Raw genomic sequence first — 14,505 nt, forward strand, 5'->3', positions numbered from 1 at the left:
TTTTTTTGTGATTTACACACAATAATTTTTATTTTTGAACGTTATTGATTAAGTGTCACCGGTTGACATTCCAAAGATAATAAAATTCCGGCAGGCTAACAAAATAGTGTCCTATAGCCAGGACACAATATATAATTATTAACACAATTACGTAAAAAACGTGATGAAGAAGTACAATTTAGATCCACTGTCAGCAGCGCACGCTCTGACAGTCAAGGTGCTGGTGAAGGTCCATCTGACTTTCTACCGCATGCACCGTGCCAAGGAGGCCCAGTACAATCTGGGCCATGGCACTATTAATGGAGCCTAAAAAGGTAAACTTCCTTCGGACTTCGAGTTAAAAACCAGTAAGCAGATCGAAATCTGGCGCGACATCCTGTCGCACTACGACGACGATCCCGAGCGCCAGGAGCAGCTGTTCCGCGAGCTCATCAACGAGCTGCGCAAGCATCTCCTCCCCCGCTAAAAAACATTCATCCGAGAGCGCAAAGGCTCTCGGATGATCATCTCCTTCACCACACTATCCCTCGTGCTAATCGTGTCAGGTTCATACGAGTGATAAGCCCCATACGACATAGGAGACCGGGACTTAAACCACGCGTCATACGCCGCAAAGATAATATTTTTTTTCGATTTTATTTGCTTTTTTCGCTAACATATCGTATCTTTGCAGCGAAAGTTAAGAAGTTATGACTACAAGAGCAGCATTAACACGGATAAAGCAGACAGCCGCCTCTACTATTCCCAAAGGTGGTAAGGCCATCCTTTATGGTTCAAGAGCCAGAGGTGATGCTCATAAAGATTCAGATTGGGATATCCTTATTCTATTAGATAAGGACACCCTTGACCAATCTGATTACGACAATGTCAGTTATCCGTTTGTCCTATTAGGCTGCGACTTAGGTCAAGAAATCAACCCCATCATGTACACTACTAAAGAGTGGGAATCATATCGTATTACCCCATTCTACGAGAATGTGACTCGTGATGGCATAGTTCTGGTATAATTATGGAAGCTGAAGGTTTCCTTGCAAGAATGATGCAGTTACGTCAAAAAGCAGATTACAACTGTGCTTACGACATTTCTGAAAAAGACCTGGCAGATCAAATCCAGACATCAAAAGACTTCATAAAGAAAATCGAAGAACTTCTTGCGAAGTAGGCCAAGATATCAACTATTCCCCCGACTAACAGCTTTAAGTCTGCCACGGGACTGTCCCCTGGCAGGCATGATGTGTGCTATAAAAAATTAAAGTTTCGTTATTCTTTGTTAAATACATCGTATTTAAATTTGCTTTTTATATTTTTGCATCGGATGTTTTATAACGCCACAATAACTTAAAATACCAAATTATGAAACAGTACCATCTTGTAAAATATATCTTTGATGGAGTCTGCCACGGGACTGTCCCCTGGCAGGCAAATGCCATCAGTTATGCCTACGACCTGAACAACAATCCAAAGCAGATATATTTTATGAATGGCAGTGTAACCAAATATGTATATACTGCTTCGGGGCAGAAGCTGCGTGCCGTTCACTATACTGCCAAGCCAAATATCAGCCGCACTTGGGGCGTAAAGCCTGCAGAACTGACATCATCGCAAATCCTGCAGGCTGATTCAACAGACTACCTGCTTGGCGGAAGTCTGACAATGAAGAATGGCAGAATAGATAAATATATCTTTGATGGCGGCTATGCCCAGGCATCGGTTGCAAGTTCTACGAGCGACAACTTTACGTTCTACTATTACACGCCAGACCATCTGGGTAACATCCGCGAAGTAGTGAATGCCAGCGGCAGTGTGCTGCAAGTTACGAACTACTACCCCTATGGTGCTCCATATGCCGAATCTACAGCCGCAGATTTCCAGCCCTACAAATACAACGGCAAGGAACTCGACAAGATGCACGGTCTGAACACCTACGACTACGGCGCCCGACAACATGACCCTATACTCGCCAGATGGGATAGGATCGACCCGCTGGCAGAGAAGTATAGGGGGATCAGTCCGTATGTATATTGTACGAATAGTCCAATAAAATTACTTGATCAACAGGGTAAAGAACCAACTCCATATGAAGCAGCACTTATGGCGAAGCATGTATATGGGGATAAGGTGAATTTGGCTGGTGGATGGCATTTGAGCAAAACTCAATACAAATCGTTTAATACAGAAAGTGGACTTCAGTCTGCATTATATGAAAGGACTGCGAAAGGAGTTAAAGAATATGCATACGTTACAGCTGGTACGCAAGATATAACGGATGCAAAAGAGGATATAAATCAGTTGTTTGGAGTAGGTACACAATATAGAGAGTCTGTTAATAATGCGAAAATACTTAGCAATAATTTGGTCAACTCAGAATTAACATTTGTAGGTCATTCTTTAGGTGGAGGACTCGCTGCTGCTAATGCTTTGGCAACAGATCGAAATGCTATCACTATTAATGCAGCAGCAATATCAAAAAGTACTAAGGATAATCTACAATTACCCTCTTCAACTTCTAAGGGTAGGATTTTTAATATCGTAGTCAAGGGGGAAATTGTCGGATATCTACAAACTAAATTGGGGATGAAATTAGAGGGAGGTGCTTATACATTGAATGCAATATATCTTCCAGGAAATAGTATAATAAACACTGTTTTACGGATTAATAATCATTTAATAGACACTGTAATTAGAAAATTAGAAGGGGAGAGAAAATGAAAAGAATAAAGTTTATTATTGTATTAGTATTTTTGTCAATCTTTGGTTGTTCTGAAAAGGAGAACTATCTTGGGGATGATATCAGACTATGGAAAGATACTGAAGCCTGGGAGTTTGCAAAGAGTATATCCAAAAACAACTTTGAAAAGGCGGAAGAAATATTAGCAAAGGGTAAAATTGATGTTGACTACAGGGAACCGAAATATGGTCAAACTCTCTTGTTTTGGGCAGTATGGCATGCTGACCTCGATGCTGTTAAATTCTTGATAAGTCATGGTGCGGAACCTAATACTCATAATACTTATAATGGAGATTCACCCATTGCAATAGCATCAGACTATTTTATACGCTCAGATATATTAGTTTATTTGCTTGCACATGGAGGCAATCCTAATGATTATGTAAAAAAAGACGAAAAACTTTCATATGCACCTGTAAATGAAACACCTTTAATACGAGCAGCATTCACCAGTATGGAGAAAACAAAAATATTGGTTAAAGCAGGGGCAGACGTGAATTTCTTTGTAGATAACGATTTTCGTAATACTCCATTGTTATCTGCTGAGCGGAGAACAAACCTTGATATCGTAGAATATCTGTTTTTTGAATGTAAGGCAGATTATAAAAAGTCATATGTTATAACAATTGACACGGGAGACACGTTGTCTTTTAAGGACATTATTCAGAAAAGAAGATTATTGACAGCAAAAGACAGTATTGTGGCAAAGAGGATTTTAGAAATTATAGATGAACAATCTCAAAAAACTACAATCACGGGAGATTCTTGAAAGATCACAGGGTAAAAAGCTAAGATCTGCCGGGGGACAGGTACGTGGCATCTCTAGCTTATCGTTCTTTTACCCAGTAAACCCAGCCGCGGGTTTTGAGCCTGCCAGGAGACAGTCACTTGGCAGACTTATACTAAACCTAAAAACAAGATGAAAGTATTCTTGATATTGATATTGTCGACCATTAGTGGGATTCCTATCAGACGCGTCAGAGTCTGGCTGACCATCAAGGCTAAGTGGATTCAATACGATGCGGTGCAGGGGATGCCAGCGGCGATGACGCGGTCGCGGATGGCGTCGAGTTGCTCGTGGGTGGCTTTCTCCAGACCTTGGGCGGGCGTTTCGCGGTCGATGGTGTAGATCATTACCTGCTGGGGCTTGATGGTCTTAACGGCCTCTAACCAGGGGGCTACATATTCCTCGCCGGTATTATCTACGCTCTCGCCCTGGCACTGGCCGCGCATAAACATGGTCTGGATTATCACATGGCCGTTAAAGGCTTTCAAACGGTCGATAATCTGGGCCACATCGTAGGTGCCGTTGGGATGATCTACCTTATTAATATATAAAGGATCAACGGTATCGAGTTTTAAGATGTTGTTATCTACCTTCATCAGGGCATCGTGTACCTGCTGGCGGTGAATCATGGTAGAGTTGCTGAGTACCGATACCTTGGCCTGGGGGCAATACTGATTGCGCAGGCGGATGACATCATCGATAATCTCGGCAAAATGCGGATGACAGGTGGGCTCGCCATTACCGGCAAAGGTCAGCACATCAGGCAACTGACCGTCGGTCACCATCTGCTGCAACTTGGCCTCGAGCTTCTCGATCACCTCCTGGCGTGTAGGCATGGGCAGGGTGGGGCGATGGTCCTCGTTGAAACCACACTCGCAATAAATGCAGTCGAAACTGCATACCTTACCGTCGGCTGGCAACAGGTTGATACCGAGCGAAATGCCCAGTCGGCGACTGTGAACGGGCCCAAAAATGGGCGATGGATAAATAATTGTACTCATAACGGGTGCAAAATTACACTTTTTTTTTGTGATAAAGAAAAAAAATAGTATCTTTGCAGCCGAATTCGAATTTTTACGTACGTAAATTAATGAAAAAACGGAAAAAAGATGCTGGCAACCGTCGAGGTGTGCAGTTGGTAACACTTTGCATTAGTACGGCGATGGTGCTGGTTTTACTTGGACTGGTGGTATTTTCAGTCCAAACCTCTCGTAATCTGTCGCAGTGGGTTAAGGAGAACCTTACAGTGACGGTGATGCTGAGCGATGATGTATCGGTGAACGGCGCAAAACTGTTGTGTCGCGACCTGTATCATCGTCCCTATTCGCGTAACATCGACTACATTAGTAAAGAGCAGGCTCTGAAGGAACAGAGCGAGGCTATGGGCTCCGACCCTTCGGAGTTCTTAGGCGTTAACCCGTTCCCCGCCACACTCGAGCTGCAGTTGCATTCTGATTATGCCAACCGCGATTCGCTCAAGTGGATTGCCCGCGAGTTACAGAAAAATCCGAAGATTACGGATGTGGCCTATCAGGTTGACCTGATGGACAGCGTAAACCGCAATCTCACTAAGGTTAATCTGGTGCTCCTGGCGCTGGCCGTGCTGTTGACGTTTGTATCGTTCTCGCTGATTAACAACACCGTGCGCCTGAGCGTTTACTCGCGCCGTTTCATCATTCATACGATGAAGCTGGTGGGTGCCTCGTGGGGCTTTATCCGTAAGCCGTTTATGAAACAGGCGTTGCTGGTGGGTGTGATTGCTGCCCTGATAGCTATTGCTGTACTGGGGGGCTGCGTGTATGCGCTCTACTACTATGAGCCTAACATTATCAGCATTATTACCTGGCGCGAACTCACCATTACGGGGGTGGCTGTGCTGCTGTTTGGTATTATTATTACCGCTGCATGCTCGTATATCTCGGTAAACAAGTTCCTGCGTATGTCGGCAGGAGAACTGTACAAGATTTAAAAATGTAAGAATTAGAAAATGTAAAAATTGAAATATGGATAAGAAGAATTTTGCATTCGATAAGACCAACTTTATATTGTTGGCAATCGGCATGGCCATCGTGGTGATTGGCTTTTTGCTGATGGTAGGTCCTAACTCTACCGATACCGCATTCGAACCCGATATCTTCAGTGTGCGCCGCACCAAGGTGGCACCCGTGATATGTTTGTTCGGGTTTGTATCGATGATTTATGCCGTAGTTCGTAAACCAAAAGACTAGTAGGGTAAATGTAATAATTAGAAAATGTAAAAATTGAAATATGGATTGGATTCAAGCTTTGATTCTTGGTTTAGTGCAGGGACTCACAGAGTATCTGCCTGTTAGTTCGAGCGGACACCTGACTATCCTCTCAAACTTTTTCGGTATTGATGGTGCCGACAACCTGCAGTTTACTGTTGCTGTACACGTGGCTACCGTGCTGAGTACGCTGGTTATCCTGTGGAAGGAGATAGACTGGATACTGAAGGGACTGTTTAAGTTTAAGATGAACGACGAAACAAAATATGCCCTGAACATTGTGGTGTCGATGATTCCCGTAGGCATCATAGGCGTATTTTTTAAGGATAAGGTAGAAGAGGCATTTGGCGCTGGCTTGCTGATTGTAGGTGTGATGCTGTGCGTTACCTCGGTACTGCTTATCTTCTCGTACTATGCCAAGCCCCGTGTAAAGGAGCATATCTCTATGTGGGATGCTTTTGTCATCGGTATGGCTCAGGCTTGTGCCGTACTGCCAGGACTGTCGCGCTCGGGTTCTACCATCGCTACCGGTTTGATGCTGGGCGATAAGAAGGAGAAGCTGGCTCAGTTCTCATTCCTGATGGTGATTCCTCCCATCCTGGGCGAGGCCCTGCTGGATGTGCTGAAGGCCATGAAGGGCGACGAGGTAGTAAGCGATAGCATCGGCTTGTTCCCCATGATTGTTGGTTTTGTGGCTGCATTCCTGTCGGGTTGCTTTGCCTGCAAACTGATGATTAACCTGGTTAAGAAGGGTAAGCTGGTTTACTTTGGAATTTATTGCGCCATCATCGGTGTAACAGTGCTCATTTATCAGCTCACCCGATGAACTTTCAGGAAGGCGCATATATCTATATCAACAAGCCCTATCGTATGAGCAGTTTCGGGGCGCTGGCACATATCCGTTATGTGCTGAGCAAACGACTGCATGTGAAACGTGTGAAAATGGGGCATGCCGGCACCTTAGACCCCTTGGCAACAGGTGTGCTGGTGCTGTGCACCGGTAAGGCCACCAAGCAGATTGAGGCTTTGCAGCTGCACTCAAAGGAGTATACGGCCACCCTGCAGTTGGGTGCCACCACCCCCAGCTATGACTTGGAGCATGAGGTGGACGCAACTTACCCCACTGCGCATATCACCCGTGAGCTGATTGAGCAGACACTGCCCAGGTTTATGGGCGATATTATGCAGCGACCACCGCTGTTTTCGGCCTGTAAGGTTGGTGGCGACCGTGCCTACGAACTGGCACGCAAGGGTAGCGACCACCAGTTGGCCGAGAAACCAGTGCATATCGATGAGATAGAAATCATTGATTTCGATCCCGAAAAGATGCAGCTGCAGATACGTGTGGGGTGTGGTAAGGGTACCTACATCCGCTCGCTGGCCCGCGACATTGGCGAGGCCCTTGGCAGCGGCGCACATCTTACTGCCCTGTGCCGCACTCGCGTGGGCGACGTCAGACTGGAGGACTGTCTCACGTTCGATGAGTTCCCTGCCTGGATGGAGGAGAAATTAAGTGAAGAGTGATTAGTTAATAGTGAATAGTGTAATAATAAAAATATGAAGTTATCACAGTTTAAGTTTAAGTTACCTGAAGAACAGATTGCACTTGAGCCACCTTTCCACCGCGACGAGTGCAAGCTGATGGTGTTGCATCGTAAGAGTAAGCAAATCGAGAGTGGTCTCGACTTCCGTAACATCCTCGACTACTTTGACGAGGACGATGCATTCATCTTCAACGACACCAAGGTTTTCCCTGCCCGTTTGTACGGTACCAAGGAGAAGACCGATGCCAAGATTGAGGTGTTCTTGCTGCGCGAGCTTAATGCCGACCAGCGCTTGTGGGATGTGCTTGTAGAGCCTGCCCGTAAGATTCGTATCGGCAACAAACTCTTTTTCGAGGAAGATGGGCCTATGGTGGCTGAGGTGATTGATAACACCACCAGCCGTGGCCGTACGCTGCGTTTCCTCTACGACTGTCCACACGATGAATTCAAGCAGATGCTGTTCGGTTTAGGCGAGGCGCCACTGCCACGCTACATTATCGATCGTCGCCCTGCTAACGAGGAGGATATGACCAACTTCCAGACCATCTACGCTAAGAACGAGGGTGCTGTTACTGCGCCTGCCACTGGCTTGCACTTCAGTCGCGAGCTGATGAAGCGTATGGAGATTAAGGGTATTAACTTTGCCTTTATCACCCTGCACTGCGGTCTGGGTAACTTCGACGCTATCGAGGTTGAGGATCTGACCAAACACAAAATGTCGAGCGAGCAGATGTTTATTCCTGCCGAGGCTTGTGAGATTGTTAACAAGGCCAAGGAGAACGGGCACCGTGTGTGCTGCGTAGGTGTAAGCACCGCCCGTGCTACCGAGAGTGCTGTAGGTACCGATGGAATGCTGAAGGAGTTTGAGGGATGGACCAACAAGTTTATCTTCCCTCCATACGAGTTCGGACTGTGTAATGCACTGATTGGTAATTTCTATCACCCAGAGTCGCCTATGATGATGACCGAGGCCTCGTTCGTTGGCTACGACCTGCTGTACGAGGGCTATCAGCGTGCGCTGAAGGAGGGTTATAAGTTTGGTTGCTACGGTGATGCTATGCTGATGCTGGACGATTAATAGTGAATAGTGAATAGTGAAAAGTTACATCGGGTATTCCTTGGGCTGGGAAGTAATCTTGGCGATAAGGAGGCTAATATCCGCAACGCTATATCGCTTATCGGCGAAAGAGTAGGACTGGTTGTGCGCCAGTCCTCTCTTATTTCGACCGAGCCCTGGGGGTTCGAGTCGGATAACCAGTTCGTAAATGCCTGCGTGCTATGCGAAACCACACTAACGCCCCGCCAGGTGCTGCTTGCCACCCAGAGGATTGAGCGCGAGTTAGGGCGTACACACAAGTCGGTAGGAGGCCATTATGCCGACCGCCTGATGGATATAGACATTCTGCTATATGACGATCTGAGGGTGGATGAACCCGACTTGCAGATTCCCCACCCTCTGATGCTTGAGCGCGATTTTGTGATGATCCCGCTCGGTGAAATTAGAGATTGAATTTGATATTTAGAATTTATAGTCTAATCCAACACCAATCACGTGGTTGGTGCGGCTGTAAACGTCGGTGCCTGCGTAGGGCAGTCCCTGATACTGGTTCTGCGCCTTGGTGTAGTCGCTGTAGATGGTGCAGAAGTAGCTTACGTTCAGTCGCATCTTGTCGTTGATATTCCAGGCGCCACCGCAACCTACACTGTAGCTGTCGCAAGCAAACGATGTGTTCTGCTGGTAGCCGTCGGCCAGTCCGTAGTCGGTACGCTGACCACCACAGCTAACAGTAAACTTCTTGTTGATGTTGTACTCTACACCAGCCAGAATCTCGTGGGTGCCATGTGCCAGCTCCTTCTGACGGTCGCCAGCCATCTTGGCGTGCTTGTCGTCGAAGAAGTGATACTCCAATGTACCACGCAGCTTCTCTGAGAACTCGTAGCCTACAGCTGCAACAAACAGCGAAGGCATGTCGTAACGTGTCTCGGCACCATCCTTATAGGCAGCCACCTTATCACCGAACTGTGCCAATGCCAGGTCGCCCTCGATGTAAGGCATTACACCTGCTGTTGTAGGATCGGTGTTCTTGATACGGGCCGAAAGTGTTTTGGTATCATTCTCAGTCTTGATTTTGGTGCGGAACTCGTAGCGTGCAGCGATGGTGAGTGGACCATCGTGGTAATCGAAACTTACGATAGGTGCAAAGCCCCAGCCACGCTGAATGCAGTCGAGCTGCAGGTTAATCAGGTCGATGTTGGCTGCAGGTGCTGTCGACGAGAGGTAATTGGGAATGTCGGCTACTACATGGCCACGGTTGTAACCATCGTAGTAGTTGGCACGCATACCAATGGCAGCCGAGAAATTGTCGTTCACCTTGTAGGTCAGGTTCACCTGACCGCCATAGATATACTGCTTACCCTTCATCTCTGAGTCGAAGCGGTAGCTGTTGGGCATCATGCCAGCCTGTGCCAGCATGGCCTTGAGGGGTACCTCGAACATGGGGATGCCTTCTTCGTACTTTACGAAACCGCCGCTGCCTACAATACCGATCATGGCTGATAAGGCCACACGATCCTTCTTGTAAGAAGCAAAAAGGGCAGGTACGATGGGAGCCGAAGCCTTACCATTATACTTCTGCTGGAAACCTGTGCCTAAGAAACCTGGTACAGTTGTCTCGATGTCACGATTCTGCCAAGGCTTCTGGAAGTTCAATGAAAACTGGAATCCCTCGTGACCCCAAGCCAGTCCGGCGGGGTTACTGTAGGCTGCGTCGATTTCGGTCGTTGCGCCACGTGCGAACATACGGTCGAAAGCTATGTGATAATTTGTGTTGGTCATGAGCCCACCGGCGTTGACAGTGGCTGTAGTGGCTACTGCCAACAAAGCCGAAATAATTAATTTTCTCGTCATTTTTTCTTGCTTCTAATGAATTTCGGCTGCAAAGGTAGCAAAAAATAACAAAAGAAGCGAAAAAATGACGAAAAAAATGCATAAATAGAACAATTATTGCTCTATTTTCTCCTTAAAACGGTCCATTAACCACTGTTTCTGTTCAGGAATGGTCATATGACTGTTGTCCAATTCGATGGCATCATCGGCCTTGCGCAGTGGACTGACCTCGCGGTGCGAATCGATATAATCGCGCTCCTGTACGTTCTTCAGGATATCATCGAAATCGGCAGGCATGCCCTTGGCCTTAAGTTCGTCGAAACGGCGCTGGGCACGTACCTCGGCCGATGCAGTTACAAAAATCTTAAGTTCGGCATCGGGGAACACGGTGGTACCGATATCACGACCATCCATTACCACACCCTTGTCCTTACCCATCTGCTGCTGCTGGGCTACCATGGCGGTACGCACAAAACCTACGGCTGCAATGGGACTTACATGATTGCTCACCTCTAGGCTGCGGATTTCTTTCTCAACGCACTCTCCATTAAGATAGGTGTCGGGGCGACCGGTCTCGGCATTGAACTTGAACGAAATCTGTATCTGGGACATCTGCTGCTCCAGTTCGGCTGTCTTTACGCTGCCATCGGCATTAAACAGGTTGTGGCGCAGGGCGTAGAGTGTTACGCTGCGATACATGGCGCCTGTATCTACATATACATAGCCCACTTCGCGGGCCAGGTCCTTGGCCATCGTGCTTTTACCGCACGAACTGTGGCCATCGATTGCAATTGTTATCTTCTTCATAATGTGTATGATATATTAATAATTAGCGATGATGTGCTGACATGATATTTGCCCCAGCCTAAGTGGAGCTTGAAGCGTTGCAGCGAGAGTCCTGCACCTAAGGTGAGTCCGGCACCGTGGGCCGACGAGCCTTCGCTGTCGGTAATCTTCATCTCGCTGGCTTTGCGGAAGTTATAACCGGCTGCCAGGTAGATATTCTCGCCTAGCAATACGTCGGCTCCGATGGCTAAATGGCGTCCGATGCCCTCGCTCCAGTCGGTAAGTCGACTCATAGTGGCGTGAAAACGCAGGGGCGAGTTAAGCAGACGTTTGCTGGCACCCACCTGCAAGTCAAAGGGGATACGCTCAAACTCATCGTCGTAGGCCTTAATCTGTCCACCTAAGTTGCGTGCCACAGCCGAAACACTCCAGCCACGCTCCACGTCGAGATAGTTCAAGCCTAAATCCACGCCCACGCCTAATGAGTTGTAGCCAGCAATGGTAGAGGTAATGAACTTGGCAGTGATACCACCACTGATACGCTCGGTTAGTTCGTAGGCAAACGTGCCACCAATAGCAATATCGCGTGCCGAGAAATCGCCTAAGTCCTCGTTGGTAAACGAGGTCTGCTTTATGCGGCCATAGTCCATCAGTTGTGCCGAAACACCCCACGAGGCACGTTCGCCCAAAAGACGGACAAACGAGGCACTCACCGTTTTGGCACCCTCCATGTACGTCATGTAATTCAGGTTCAGCGTCTTATCGGATACACCGCTGATAAGGGCAGGGTTGTGGAACAGTTGCGTGGCGTCGTCGTCGGTCAGCGTGATGTTCTCGCCACCCAATGCTGCAGCATGCGCACTCACGGGCAGTCGCAGGAAATTGTACACGGTTTTGCTCTCCTGCGCCATACTGGTACAGGTCCAAAACGTGAGTAGGGTGGTGATAACGCCGTTTCTGATGTTCATTTCTCCTAATTTGGTCGCAAAGTTAGCAAAAAAACTTAATATATATCTATTTATACGGAAAAAAATACTATCTTTGCACTCGGTTTAATGAAAACTGTAGATGGATATCAAGAAGAGTAGTGAAGCGGATTTGGAACAGAAACGCACACAGGGGTTCCTGCTGGGACTGATTGTTGTGCTGGCCACGCTGTTTGTGCTACTCGAGTGGAACAGTGGCGATACTGGCTGGGCGTTGTTCGATGACGACGACAGTCTGGAAGCCGAGGTTGAACTCTCGCCCCTGAAGCGTGATAAGGACGAAGTGCCGATGATGATGCCTCAGGAGAAGAAGGTTGAAAAGCAGGAGAGCGAGCAGCTACACTTGGTGGACAATGATGTGGAACTGCCTCCCGAACCCATCCTGCAGGACGAGACCGAACAAGAAGAACCCACCGAGAAGGCTGCCGAAGAGAAGCCTCAGGTGGTGGATATGTACGACGAACCCATCGACTTCCGCGTGGTAGAAGACCTGCCGCAGTTTCCTGGTGGTGCCGTCGAGTTTATGAAGTGGCTCACGCAGAACCTGAAATATCCCCCCTCGGCCCAGCAACGAAAAATCAAGGGCAGAGTGGTGGCACAGTTTGTGGTTAACAAGGATGGCTCGTTGAGCGACCTGCAGGTGGTACAGCCCCTGGAGCCTGCCTGCGATGCCGAAGTGATGCGTGTGCTCAAGACCATGCCACAATGGAAGGCCGGTATGATGAATGCCAAGCCCTGCCGCACGATGGTGTGTATTCCTATTGTATTTAATTTATAAAAGATATGTATACATCAGAAGATCTACTGAAGAAAGTGAATGAGGCCCTCGAAAATGTGGTTTACGATCGCAAGCCTGCCTCGTTGTACGACCCCATCAAGTACGTACTGTCTATTGGCGGAAAACGTGTACGCCCAGTACTCACGATGCTGGCGTACAATCTCTATAAGGACGATCCACTGAGCATTATGTCTCAGGCTCTCGGACTGGAGACCTACCACAACTTTACACTCCTGCACGACGACCTGATGGACCACGCTGATATGCGTCGTGGACACGAGACTGTGCACAAGAAGTGGGATGCCAACCGTGCTATCTTGTCGGGCGATACCATGTTGCTTCAGGCTTTCGAGCGTGTAGAGGATTGCGATCCTGCTAAGCTGCCTGCTGTATTCAAGGTGTTTATCCAGACCACACTCGAGATTGGTGAGGGACAGCAGTTGGATGTAGAGTTCGAAAAGCGTAACGATGTTACCGAGGATGAGTATATTGAGATGATACGCCTGAAGACCAGTGTACTGCTGGCTTGCGCTTGCATGGTGGGTGCCATTATGGCCGATGCTCCAGCCGAGGATATCGAGAATATGTATAAGTTTGGCGAGAAGTTAGGTCTGGCCTTCCAGTTGCAGGACGACCTGCTGGATGTGTATGGCGACCCCGCTGTGTTTGGTAAGAACATTGGTGGCGACATCACCTCGAACAAAAAGACCTACATGCTCATTAATGCCTTTAACCGTGCTACCCCTGCCCAGCGCGATGAGCTCACCAAGTGGGTTGAACTTAAGGAGTTTGACCGCAACGAGAAGGTGGCTGCAGTAACCAACCTGTATAACGAGATTGGTATTCGTAAGCTGTGCGAGCAGAAGATTGAACAGTTCTACCAGGAGAGTCTGGTTTACCTGGCAAAGGTGAGCGTTAGCGACGAGCGCAAGGCTGAGATCAAGGCCTACGCTGCCGAAATGATGAAACGTCAGAGCTAATGATAGATACGCATTGTCATATTGATGGTGAAGAGTTCGTTGAGGATATCGACGAAGTGATTGCACGAGCTCGCGAGGCTGGCGTGCAAGCCATCGGTGTGCCAGGCATCAATCTGCAGTCGCTCGATACCGTTATCAGCGTTTGCCAACGCTATCCCGACTACTGCTATCCCATGCTTGGCTTGCATCCCGAGGATGTGAAGGCCGACTGGCAGGAGGTGTTGAAACAGATAAAACCCTACTTCCAGCAGGATGGCGTTAAACCCGTAGCTGTTGGCGAGGTGGGCCTGGACTTCTACTGGAGTCGTGAGTTTGAGCAGGAGCAGCTGTTAGCTTTCGAGGAGCAGGTAAAATGGTCGGTTGAGTTGCAGTTGCCACTGATGATTCACTGTCGCAAGGCCCAGAACGAGATGGTGGCCATCCTGAAACGCTATAAGGACCAGTTGCCTGGTGGTGTGTTCCACTGCTTTACGGGTAATGAACTCGAGGCCAAGGAACTGCTGCAGTTCGACAGGTTTGTGCTGGGTATTGGCGGTGTGTCAACATTCAAGAAGTCGCATCTGCCTGAGGTGCTGCCTGCTGTGGTGCCTTTAGATCGATTGGTACTCGAGACCGACGCCCCTTATATGGCCCCTGTGCCTAAGCGTGGCGAGAGGAACGAACCTGCCTTTGTGGCCTACGTGCTGAAGAAGTTGGCCGAGGCCTATCAGGTAAGCGAGGAAGAGATGGAGACAGCAACTAATGAGAATTGTAGAAGAGTATTAAATATAAAAGTTTGAAATA

At 48.0% G+C, this 14,505-nt stretch carries 18 protein-coding genes; 14 read left to right on the top strand and 4 right to left on the bottom strand.

Features of this window, described 5'->3' with window-relative positions:
* The first annotated feature begins 163 nt into the window (after window positions 1–163).
* From T500_RS16920 to T500_RS0107945, 5 genes are all read left to right on the top strand, one after another.
* The gene (locus tag T500_RS16920; protein WP_155267479.1) at window positions 164–310 is read left to right on the top strand and encodes a hypothetical protein; all 147 of its coding nucleotides are present in this window, start codon (window positions 164–166) and stop codon (window positions 308–310) included.
* Between the two features lie 379 nt (window positions 311–689).
* Window positions 690–1,007, top strand: a complete 318-nt coding sequence (locus tag T500_RS0107930; RefSeq protein WP_013063273.1) for a nucleotidyltransferase domain-containing protein — start codon at window positions 690–692, stop codon at window positions 1,005–1,007.
* A gap of 2 nt (window positions 1,008–1,009) precedes the next feature.
* On the top strand, window positions 1,010–1,162 hold the full coding sequence (locus T500_RS16925) for a hypothetical protein (protein WP_155267480.1): 153 nt from the start codon (window positions 1,010–1,012) through the stop codon (window positions 1,160–1,162).
* Window positions 1,163–1,353: 191 nt separating this feature from the next.
* Complete coding sequence (locus T500_RS16395; protein ID WP_028907671.1) at window positions 1,354–2,709, top strand: RHS repeat domain-containing protein; 1,356 nt, start codon at window positions 1,354–1,356, stop codon at window positions 2,707–2,709.
* Complete coding sequence (locus T500_RS0107945; protein WP_028907672.1) at window positions 2,706–3,497, top strand: ankyrin repeat domain-containing protein; 792 nt, start codon at window positions 2,706–2,708, stop codon at window positions 3,495–3,497. Before T500_RS16395 ends, T500_RS0107945 begins: the two co-directional genes overlap by 4 nt.
* 242 nt (window positions 3,498–3,739) lie before the next feature.
* Here the strand turns inward: T500_RS0107945 and T500_RS0107950 are convergent, their stop codons facing one another.
* Complete coding sequence (locus T500_RS0107950; protein ID WP_028907673.1) at window positions 3,740–4,516, bottom strand: radical SAM protein; 777 nt, start codon at window positions 4,514–4,516, stop codon at window positions 3,740–3,742.
* Window positions 4,517–4,605: 89 nt separating this feature from the next.
* Between T500_RS0107950 and T500_RS0107955 the strand changes: the two genes are divergently transcribed.
* The 6 genes from T500_RS0107955 to folK are packed head-to-tail and all read left to right on the top strand — an operon-like array spanning window position 4,606 to window position 8,815.
* Window positions 4,606–5,484, top strand: coding sequence for a cell division protein FtsX (locus T500_RS0107955; RefSeq protein WP_028907674.1), 879 nt, complete (start codon window positions 4,606–4,608; stop codon window positions 5,482–5,484).
* A gap of 34 nt (window positions 5,485–5,518) precedes the next feature.
* Window positions 5,519–5,743 (top strand): DUF3098 domain-containing protein, encoded by a 225-nt coding sequence (locus T500_RS0107960; protein ID WP_028907675.1) that lies wholly within the window; start codon window positions 5,519–5,521, stop codon window positions 5,741–5,743.
* Window positions 5,744–5,783: 40 nt separating this feature from the next.
* Window positions 5,784–6,587 (top strand): undecaprenyl-diphosphate phosphatase, encoded by an 804-nt coding sequence (locus T500_RS0107965; protein WP_028907676.1) that lies wholly within the window; start codon window positions 5,784–5,786, stop codon window positions 6,585–6,587.
* Window positions 6,584–7,285, top strand: a complete 702-nt coding sequence (gene truB / locus T500_RS0107970; protein WP_028907677.1) for a tRNA pseudouridine(55) synthase TruB — start codon at window positions 6,584–6,586, stop codon at window positions 7,283–7,285. The genes T500_RS0107965 and truB overlap by 4 nt, the downstream gene beginning before the upstream one ends.
* Before the next feature lie 33 nt (window positions 7,286–7,318).
* Entirely contained in the window at window positions 7,319–8,383 is a 1,065-nt protein-coding gene (gene queA / locus T500_RS0107975; protein ID WP_028907678.1) for a tRNA preQ1(34) S-adenosylmethionine ribosyltransferase-isomerase QueA, read from the top strand.
* A gap of 9 nt (window positions 8,384–8,392) precedes the next feature.
* Window positions 8,393–8,815, top strand: coding sequence for a 2-amino-4-hydroxy-6-hydroxymethyldihydropteridine diphosphokinase (gene folK, locus T500_RS0107980; protein ID WP_028907679.1), 423 nt, complete (start codon window positions 8,393–8,395; stop codon window positions 8,813–8,815).
* A 9-nt stretch (window positions 8,816–8,824) separates the two neighbouring features.
* On the opposite strand, the gene T500_RS0107985 is transcribed toward folK, so the two are convergent.
* The 3 genes from T500_RS0107985 to porQ form a co-directional block, all read right to left on the bottom strand.
* Window positions 8,825–10,213, bottom strand: coding sequence for an OmpP1/FadL family transporter (locus tag T500_RS0107985; RefSeq protein ID WP_028907680.1), 1,389 nt, complete (start codon window positions 10,211–10,213; stop codon window positions 8,825–8,827).
* Window positions 10,214–10,306: 93 nt separating this feature from the next.
* Window positions 10,307–10,999: a (d)CMP kinase gene (gene cmk / locus T500_RS0107990; RefSeq protein ID WP_028907681.1), complete on the bottom strand. Its 693-nt coding sequence runs from the start codon at window positions 10,997–10,999 to the stop codon at window positions 10,307–10,309.
* Window positions 10,996–11,946: a type IX secretion system protein PorQ gene (gene porQ / locus T500_RS0107995; RefSeq protein ID WP_080694831.1), complete on the bottom strand. Its 951-nt coding sequence runs from the start codon at window positions 11,944–11,946 to the stop codon at window positions 10,996–10,998. Before porQ ends, cmk begins: the two co-directional genes overlap by 4 nt.
* Window positions 11,947–12,046: 100 nt before the next feature.
* Between porQ and T500_RS0108000 the strand changes: the two genes are divergently transcribed.
* From T500_RS0108000 to T500_RS0108010, 3 genes are read left to right on the top strand one after another with little or no spacing between them, the layout of a single operon-like run.
* Window positions 12,047–12,742, top strand: coding sequence for an energy transducer TonB (locus T500_RS0108000; protein ID WP_028907683.1), 696 nt, complete (start codon window positions 12,047–12,049; stop codon window positions 12,740–12,742).
* Window positions 12,743–12,747: 5 nt separating this feature from the next.
* The gene (locus T500_RS0108005; RefSeq protein ID WP_028907684.1) at window positions 12,748–13,722 is read left to right on the top strand and encodes a polyprenyl synthetase family protein; all 975 of its coding nucleotides are present in this window, start codon (window positions 12,748–12,750) and stop codon (window positions 13,720–13,722) included.
* A complete protein-coding gene (locus tag T500_RS0108010; protein WP_028907685.1) occupies window positions 13,722–14,501 on the top strand; it encodes a TatD family hydrolase in 780 nt (259 codons plus the stop codon). Before T500_RS0108005 ends, T500_RS0108010 begins: the two co-directional genes overlap by 1 nt.
* Window positions 14,502–14,505 lie beyond the last annotated feature (4 nt).

This window comes from Xylanibacter ruminicola Ga6B6, from assembly GCF_000687715.1.
Lineage (GTDB): Bacteria > Bacteroidota > Bacteroidia > Bacteroidales > Bacteroidaceae > Prevotella > Prevotella ruminicola_B.

Excerpts from the sequence above, each read along its gene's own strand:
- T500_RS16920 (WP_155267479.1), top strand. The coding sequence starts at position 164 with ATGAAGAAGTACAATTTAGATCCACTGTCAGCAGCGCACGCTCTGACA.
- T500_RS0107930 (WP_013063273.1), top strand. The coding sequence starts at position 690 with ATGACTACAAGAGCAGCATTAACACGGATAAAGCAGACAGCCGCCTCT.
- T500_RS16925 (WP_155267480.1), top strand. The coding sequence starts at position 1,010 with ATGGAAGCTGAAGGTTTCCTTGCAAGAATGATGCAGTTACGTCAAAAA.
- T500_RS16395 (WP_028907671.1), top strand. The coding sequence starts at position 1,354 with ATGAAACAGTACCATCTTGTAAAATATATCTTTGATGGAGTCTGCCAC.
- T500_RS0107945 (WP_028907672.1), top strand. The coding sequence starts at position 2,706 with ATGAAAAGAATAAAGTTTATTATTGTATTAGTATTTTTGTCAATCTTT.
- T500_RS0107950 (WP_028907673.1), bottom strand. The coding sequence starts at position 4,516 with ATGAGTACAATTATTTATCCATCGCCCATTTTTGGGCCCGTTCACAGT.
- T500_RS0107955 (WP_028907674.1), top strand. The coding sequence starts at position 4,606 with ATGAAAAAACGGAAAAAAGATGCTGGCAACCGTCGAGGTGTGCAGTTG.
- T500_RS0107960 (WP_028907675.1), top strand. The coding sequence starts at position 5,519 with ATGGATAAGAAGAATTTTGCATTCGATAAGACCAACTTTATATTGTTG.
- T500_RS0107965 (WP_028907676.1), top strand. The coding sequence starts at position 5,784 with ATGGATTGGATTCAAGCTTTGATTCTTGGTTTAGTGCAGGGACTCACA.
- truB (WP_028907677.1), top strand. The coding sequence starts at position 6,584 with ATGAACTTTCAGGAAGGCGCATATATCTATATCAACAAGCCCTATCGT.
- queA (WP_028907678.1), top strand. The coding sequence starts at position 7,319 with ATGAAGTTATCACAGTTTAAGTTTAAGTTACCTGAAGAACAGATTGCA.
- T500_RS0107985 (WP_028907680.1), bottom strand. The coding sequence starts at position 10,213 with ATGACGAGAAAATTAATTATTTCGGCTTTGTTGGCAGTAGCCACTACA.
- cmk (WP_028907681.1), bottom strand. The coding sequence starts at position 10,999 with ATGAAGAAGATAACAATTGCAATCGATGGCCACAGTTCGTGCGGTAAA.
- porQ (WP_080694831.1), bottom strand. The coding sequence starts at position 11,946 with ATGAACATCAGAAACGGCGTTATCACCACCCTACTCACGTTTTGGACC.
- T500_RS0108000 (WP_028907683.1), top strand. The coding sequence starts at position 12,047 with ATGGATATCAAGAAGAGTAGTGAAGCGGATTTGGAACAGAAACGCACA.
- T500_RS0108005 (WP_028907684.1), top strand. The coding sequence starts at position 12,748 with ATGTATACATCAGAAGATCTACTGAAGAAAGTGAATGAGGCCCTCGAA.
- T500_RS0108010 (WP_028907685.1), top strand. The coding sequence starts at position 13,722 with ATGATAGATACGCATTGTCATATTGATGGTGAAGAGTTCGTTGAGGAT.